The organism is Citrobacter sp., assembly GCF_050252275.1.
Classification (GTDB): Bacteria; Pseudomonadota; Gammaproteobacteria; order Enterobacterales; family Enterobacteriaceae; genus Citrobacter_A; species Citrobacter_A amalonaticus.
Map to the genome: position 1 here is coordinate 1 of NZ_JBFWLF010000313.1, position 5217 is coordinate 5217.

Annotated in this window: 10 protein-coding genes and 1 pseudogene; 1 reads left to right on the forward strand and 10 read right to left on the reverse strand. The window is 49.8% G+C overall.

From position 1 onward, the window contains the following. From rplV to rpsJ, 7 genes are all read right to left on the reverse strand, one after another. On the reverse strand, window positions 1-247 hold a 247-nt coding region (gene rplV, locus AB7E14_RS20235; protein WP_428169859.1), incomplete at its 3' end, for a 50S ribosomal protein L22. Between the two features lie 14 nt (window positions 248-261). Then, complete coding sequence (gene rpsS, locus AB7E14_RS20240; protein WP_001138117.1) at window positions 262-540, reverse strand: 30S ribosomal protein S19; 279 nt, start codon at window positions 538-540, stop codon at window positions 262-264. A 16-nt stretch (window positions 541-556) separates the two neighbouring features. After that, window positions 557-1378, reverse strand: a complete 822-nt coding sequence (gene rplB, locus AB7E14_RS20245) for a 50S ribosomal protein L2 (RefSeq protein WP_000301864.1) — start codon at window positions 1376-1378, stop codon at window positions 557-559. A 17-nt stretch (window positions 1379-1395) separates the two neighbouring features. Further along, window positions 1396-1698 carry a 50S ribosomal protein L23 gene (gene rplW, locus AB7E14_RS20250; protein ID WP_000617546.1) on the reverse strand — a complete coding sequence of 101 codons (303 nt, stop codon included), beginning with the start codon at window positions 1696-1698 and terminating at the stop codon, window positions 1396-1398. Beyond that, on the reverse strand, window positions 1695-2300 hold the full coding sequence (gene rplD / locus AB7E14_RS20255; RefSeq protein ID WP_000424395.1) for a 50S ribosomal protein L4: 606 nt from the start codon (window positions 2298-2300) through the stop codon (window positions 1695-1697). Before rplD ends, rplW begins: the two co-directional genes overlap by 4 nt. 10 nt (window positions 2301-2310) lie before the next feature. Next, complete coding sequence (gene rplC, locus AB7E14_RS20260; protein ID WP_042998378.1) at window positions 2311-2940, reverse strand: 50S ribosomal protein L3; 630 nt, start codon at window positions 2938-2940, stop codon at window positions 2311-2313. A gap of 32 nt (window positions 2941-2972) precedes the next feature. Continuing rightward, window positions 2973-3284, reverse strand: a complete 312-nt coding sequence (gene rpsJ, locus AB7E14_RS20265) for a 30S ribosomal protein S10 (protein ID WP_001181005.1) — start codon at window positions 3282-3284, stop codon at window positions 2973-2975. A gap of 378 nt (window positions 3285-3662) precedes the next feature. On the opposite strand from rpsJ, the gene AB7E14_RS20270 reads away from it, so the two are divergent. Next, a complete protein-coding gene (locus tag AB7E14_RS20270; protein WP_042998379.1) occupies window positions 3663-4145 on the forward strand; it encodes a prepilin peptidase in 483 nt (160 codons plus the stop codon). On the opposite strand, the gene bfr is transcribed toward AB7E14_RS20270, so the two are convergent. The 3 genes and pseudogenes from bfr to tuf form a co-directional block, all read right to left on the reverse strand. Next, window positions 4129-4605, reverse strand: a complete 477-nt coding sequence (bfr, locus tag AB7E14_RS20275) for a bacterioferritin (protein WP_042998380.1) — start codon at window positions 4603-4605, stop codon at window positions 4129-4131. The two genes, AB7E14_RS20270 and bfr, sit on opposite strands and share 17 nt — an antisense overlap. A gap of 72 nt (window positions 4606-4677) precedes the next feature. Continuing rightward, entirely contained in the window at window positions 4678-4872 is a 195-nt protein-coding gene (gene bfd, locus AB7E14_RS20280) for a bacterioferritin-associated ferredoxin (protein ID WP_012135433.1), read from the reverse strand. A gap of 181 nt (window positions 4873-5053) precedes the next feature. After that, window positions 5054-5217 (reverse strand): annotated as a pseudogene (gene tuf / locus AB7E14_RS20285) (elongation factor Tu); the annotation flags it as partial.

Sequence of the window (5217 nt, forward strand, 5' to 3'; positions counted from 1 at the left end):
TCATGCTTGGGCCTTCATCTACGAAAATTTTCGCGACTTTCAGATCGTCGATGTCAGCGCCATCGTTGTGTTCAGCGTTAGCAATGGCAGATTCCAGTACTTTCTTGACCAATACCGCAGCTTTCTTGTTGGTATAGGTCAGGATGTCCAGGGCCTGCGACACTTTCTTACCGCGAATCAGGTCAGCAACAAGGCGAACCTTCTGTGCAGAAGAACGAGCATGGCGATGTTGAGCTAAAGTTTCCATCTCTTCCTCCTACCTTATTTCTTCTTCGCTTTTTTATCAGCAGCATGGCCGCGATAAGTACGAGTCGGTGCGAATTCACCCAGTTTGTGACCGACCATTTCATCGGTTACAAATACTGGAACGTGCTGACGACCATTATGGACAGCGATGGTCAAACCGATCATGTTAGGAAAGATCGTTGAACGACGGGACCAAGTGCGCAGGGGCTTCTTGTCTCCGCTTTCCACCGCTTTCTCTACCTTCTTCAGCAAGTGCAGGTCAATAAAAGGACCTTTCTTGAGAGAACGTGGCATGGCTTATCCTCTAAAATTATTTGCTACGGCGACGTACGATGAATTTATCAGTACGCTTGTTGCTGCGGGTCTTCTTACCTTTGGTCTGAACGCCCCACGGAGTTACCGGGTGCTTACCAAAGTTACGACCTTCACCACCACCATGTGGGTGGTCGACTGGGTTCATCGCGGTACCGCGAACGGTCGGACGAACACCACGCCAGCGTGCAGCACCTGCTTTACCCAGAACGCGCAGCATATGCTCAGCATTGCCAACTTCGCCCAGAGTTGCACGGCAGTCTGCTTCGACTTTACGCATTTCACCAGAACGCAGACGCAGGGTGACATAAGCACCATCACGAGCAACGATCTGAACGTAAGTACCAGCGGAACGTGCCAGCTGACCGCCTTTACCTGGTTTCATTTCTACGTTATGAACGGTAGAACCAACCGGGATATTGCGCATCGGCAGGGTGTTGCCTGGTTTGATTGCAGCATCAACGCCAGATTGGATCTGGTCGCCCGCTTTCAGGCCTTTAGGGGCCAGGATGTAACGGCGCTCACCGTCTTTGTACAGAACCAGCGCGATGTTCGCGGAACGGTTCGGATCGTACTCAAGACGTTCAACAACTGCCGGAATACCATCTTTGTTGCGTTTGAAGTCAACAATACGGTATGCCTGCTTGTGGCCACCACCGATATGACGGGTGGTGATACGGCCATTGTTGTTACGACCACCGGATTTGCTGTTTTTTTCCAGCAACGGAGCAAAAGGTTTGCCCTTGTGCAGCTCAGGGTTAACCACTTTAACTACGTGGCGACGACCCGGAGATGTCGGTTTACATTTAACAACTGCCATTGTATTACTCCTCCGACTTACTCAGCGCCGCCAACGAAGTCCAGATTCTGGCCTTCCTTCAGGGTGACGTAAGCTTTTTTCCAGTCGCTACGACGACCGATACGCTGTCCGTGACGTTTAACTTTCCCTTTAACAACCAGGGTGTTAACGACTTCGACTTCGACTTCAAACAGTTTCTGCACAGCAGCTTTGATCTCTGCTTTGGTCGCGTCTTTAGCAACTTTGAGAACGATGGTGTTAGTTTTTTCCATCGCAGTAGACGCTTTTTCAGAAACGTGCGGTGCACGCAGCACCTTCAGCAGACGTTCTTCACGAATCATGCCAGCATCTCCTCAACTTGCTTAACAGCATCAGCAGTCATTACGACTTTGTCGAAGGCGATCAGGCTAACCGGGTCGATACCAGTTGCATCGCGTACGTCAACCTTGTGCAGGTTGCGCGCAGCCAGGAACAGGTTTTCGTCCAGCTCACCGGTGATGATCAGCACATCTTCCAGAGCCATGTCTTTCAGTTTCTGTGCCAGCAGCTTAGTTTTAGGCGCTTCTACAGAGAACTTCTCGACAACGATCAGACGATCCTGACGTACCAGTTCGGACAGAATGCTTTTCAGCGCGCCGCGGTACATCTTTTTGTTTACTTTTTGACTGTGGTCCTGCGGACGAGCAGCGAAGGTTACGCCACCGGAACGCCAGATCGGGCTCTTGATAGAACCTGAACGCGCACGGCCGGTACCTTTCTGGCGCCACGGTTTTTTGCCTGAACCAGTTACTTCAGCACGAGTCTTCTGAGCACGAGTACCCTGACGAGCACCAGCTGCATAAGCAACAACAACCTGGTGAACCAGCGCTTCGTTGAAATCACGACCGAAGGTAGTTTCGGAAACAGTCAGCGCGCTCTGCGCGTCTTTCAATACTAATTCCATTGCTATCCCCTTACGCCTTCACAGCTGGTTTAACGATCAGGTCGCAACCGGTTGCACCCGGAACACCACCTTTAACCAGCAGCAGGTTGCGCTCAGCGTCAACGCGTACTACGTCAAGGCTCTGAACGGTTACACGCTCGTTACCCATCTGGCCTGCCATTTTCTTGCCTTTGAACACTTTGCCCGGAGTCTGGTTCTGACCGATAGAACCCGGAACGCGGTGAGACAAGGAGTTACCGTGAGTCGCGTCCTGGGTACGGAAGTTCCAGCGCTTAACGGTACCTGCGAAACCTTTACCTTTAGAGGTACCGGTTACGTCAACTTTTTTAACGTCAGCAAACAGTTCAACGCTAATGCTCTGACCAACAGTGAATTCTTCACCATCTGCCAGACGGAACTCCCACAGGCCGCGGCCAGCTTCTACGCCAGCTTTAGCAAAGTGACCAGCTTCCGGCTTGGTTACACGGTTAGCTTTTTTAGCACCCGTGGTAACCTGAATAGCACGATAGCCATCGCTAGCCAGATCTTTAACCTGAGTAACGCGGTTTGCTTCAACTTCGATTACGGTTACTGGGATAGATACGCCATCTTCAGTGAAGATGCGGGTCATACCCACTTTTTTACCGACTAAACCAATCATTGTATCAACCTCTCAATCGCTCGATGACCTGATTAACCCAGGCTGATCTGCACGTCTACACCGGCAGCCAGGTCCAGACGCATCAGAGCATCAACGGTTTTTTCAGTTGGCTCAACGATGTCAACCAGACGCTTGTGAGTACGAATCTCGTACTGATCACGCGCGTCTTTGTTGACGTGCGGAGAGATCAGAACGGTGAAACGCTCTTTGCGGGTCGGCAGCGGGATCGGACCACGGACTTGCGCACCAGTGCGCTTAGCAGTCTCGACGATTTCCGCGGTTGATTGATCGATCAGACGATGATCAAACGCTTTAAGGCGGATACGGATTCTTTGGTTCTGCATGAGACCAGAGCTCCAATTATTTTATAAACGAAAATGATTACTCCTCAGACCCATTACGATTGATGGGAGAGTGTAACCGTTCTTACGTAGCTCCCCGATTGGGAGCATTGTTAGACAGCCAAATCGGCTATCCGAGGTTCAGATCGAACCTGCCGTCAATTAAGACAAGCCCGCGCATTATACGCAAATATCAGTCTGAAGCAAGTGTCGCGTAGATATTAAACACTTCGCGCGTAATGCGAACAGGCTTCCGGGATTGTATGTTGTGAAAGAAACGCAGCGGGTTTACTGGAAAGCATCCCGCAATACCCATAATAGCGCCTTGCTCCCTTATCAACCTTCTTTAAAGTAACGCCATAGTTGATGGAGGATGACACGATGTCTGCTGCCCTACCCTTTCTGCTGCTGTATACCGCATTGTCTTTGACTCTGAGTTTCTGCGATATGCGCAGCAGACGACTACCGGACCGGTTTACCTGCCCGTTGCTGTGGGGTGGATTCATCTTTCACCTGTGCATCATCCCGACACAACTTGCCGATGCCGTATGGGGCGCCGTCGCGGGTTACGCCAGCTTTGCCTTTATCTACTGGAGTTATTGGCTGCTTCGTAAGCGAGAAGGACTCGGCTATGGTGATGTGAAATTCCTTGCCGCACTAGGAGCCTGGCATGGGTGGATGTTTTTGCCTTCATTAGTCTTTTGGGCGGCGCTACTGGGGTGTTTCGGTATCGTGGTTGTGGGGATAGTGCATGGAAAATCGGCATTAAAAAACCCGCTGCCTTTTGGGCCATTTCTGGCAGCTGCGGGTTTCATCACCGGATATTGTCGTCTCACCTCAGGGGCGATTAGCTGGTCACTTTGATTTGCGACTGCAGATAATTTTGCAGGCCAATTTTCGAGATGAGATCCAGTTCTGTCTCCAGCCAGTCGATATGTCCTTCTTCATCCGCAAGGATTTCGATCATCATATCCCGGCTGACATAATCATGAACGGTATCGGCATAGGCGATAGCTTCACGTAAGTTTTTCGCCCCTTCGAGCTCTAACCGAAGATCGGACTGCAGCATCTCTTCGACATCTTCGCCAATCCCCAATTTGCCGAGATCCTGTAGGTTCGGGATCCCTTCCAGAAACAAAATACGCTCAATATATTTATCCGCGTGTTTCATTTCATCGATGGATTCATGGTATTCGATCTCATTGAGGCGAGTCAGGCCCCAATTTTTGAACATACGTGCATGGAGAAAATACTGGTTGATCGCGACAAGCTCATTTCCCAATAGTTTATTGAGATAATTTATGATTTTAACATCACCTTTCATTTTATAGTCCCTCCGCTTCCACTCTCCAGAGCATAGATGGGGCTACAGGGATGTCAAAAAAAAGAGTGTGACTCAGGCGATCTCTTTAAATTCTGGCATTTGCATTAATTCATCCTGCATGACTTCGCGTGCCGCACGAACGCATTTACCGCATTGATTTCCCACAGGAATAAACTTGCGTAACTGCTGGAAGGATTGAGGATGAAACTGACGTACCGCCTGGCGAATTTTTTTATCACTTACACCATTACACAAACAAACGTACATGATCGCTCCCGTTCAATTTCTGCGCAAAGTGTAAATGAGAATAGTTATAATTACAATAGCACAATTATCTCTACGTAACGGGAGCGGAGTTAAAATTGCGAAGAAATGTGACAAGTCAAATAACGGGCAGCAAAAAGGGCGCCGAAGCGCCCTTTTTAAGTGCAGAACTAATGAGTAATTATTAGCTCATTACTTTAGCAACAACGCCCGCACCTACAGTACGGCCGCCTTCACGGATTGCGAAACGCAGACCGTCGTCCATCGCGATCGGGTGGATCAGGGTAACAACCATTTTGATGTTGTCGCCCGGCATTACCATCTCAACGCCTTCCGGCAGTTCGATGG

Bases quoted from the DNA above. Each gene is read 5' to 3' on its own strand.
- rplC (WP_042998378.1), bottom strand. From the start codon at position 2,940: ATGATTGGTTTAGTCGGTAAAAAAGTGGGTATGACCCGCATCTTCACT.
- bfr (WP_042998380.1), bottom strand. From the start codon at position 4,605: ATGAAAGGTGATGTTAAAATCATAAATTATCTCAATAAACTATTGGGA.
- rpsJ (WP_001181005.1), bottom strand. From the start codon at position 3,284: ATGCAGAACCAAAGAATCCGTATCCGCCTTAAAGCGTTTGATCATCGT.
- rplD (WP_000424395.1), bottom strand. From the start codon at position 2,300: ATGGAATTAGTATTGAAAGACGCGCAGAGCGCGCTGACTGTTTCCGAA.
- AB7E14_RS20270 (WP_042998379.1), top strand. From the start codon at position 3,663: ATGTCTGCTGCCCTACCCTTTCTGCTGCTGTATACCGCATTGTCTTTG.
- bfd (WP_012135433.1), bottom strand. From the start codon at position 4,872: ATGTACGTTTGTTTGTGTAATGGTGTAAGTGATAAAAAAATTCGCCAG.
- rplB (WP_000301864.1), bottom strand. From the start codon at position 1,378: ATGGCAGTTGTTAAATGTAAACCGACATCTCCGGGTCGTCGCCACGTA.
- rpsS (WP_001138117.1), bottom strand. From the start codon at position 540: ATGCCACGTTCTCTCAAGAAAGGTCCTTTTATTGACCTGCACTTGCTG.
- rplW (WP_000617546.1), bottom strand. From the start codon at position 1,698: ATGATTCGTGAAGAACGTCTGCTGAAGGTGCTGCGTGCACCGCACGTT.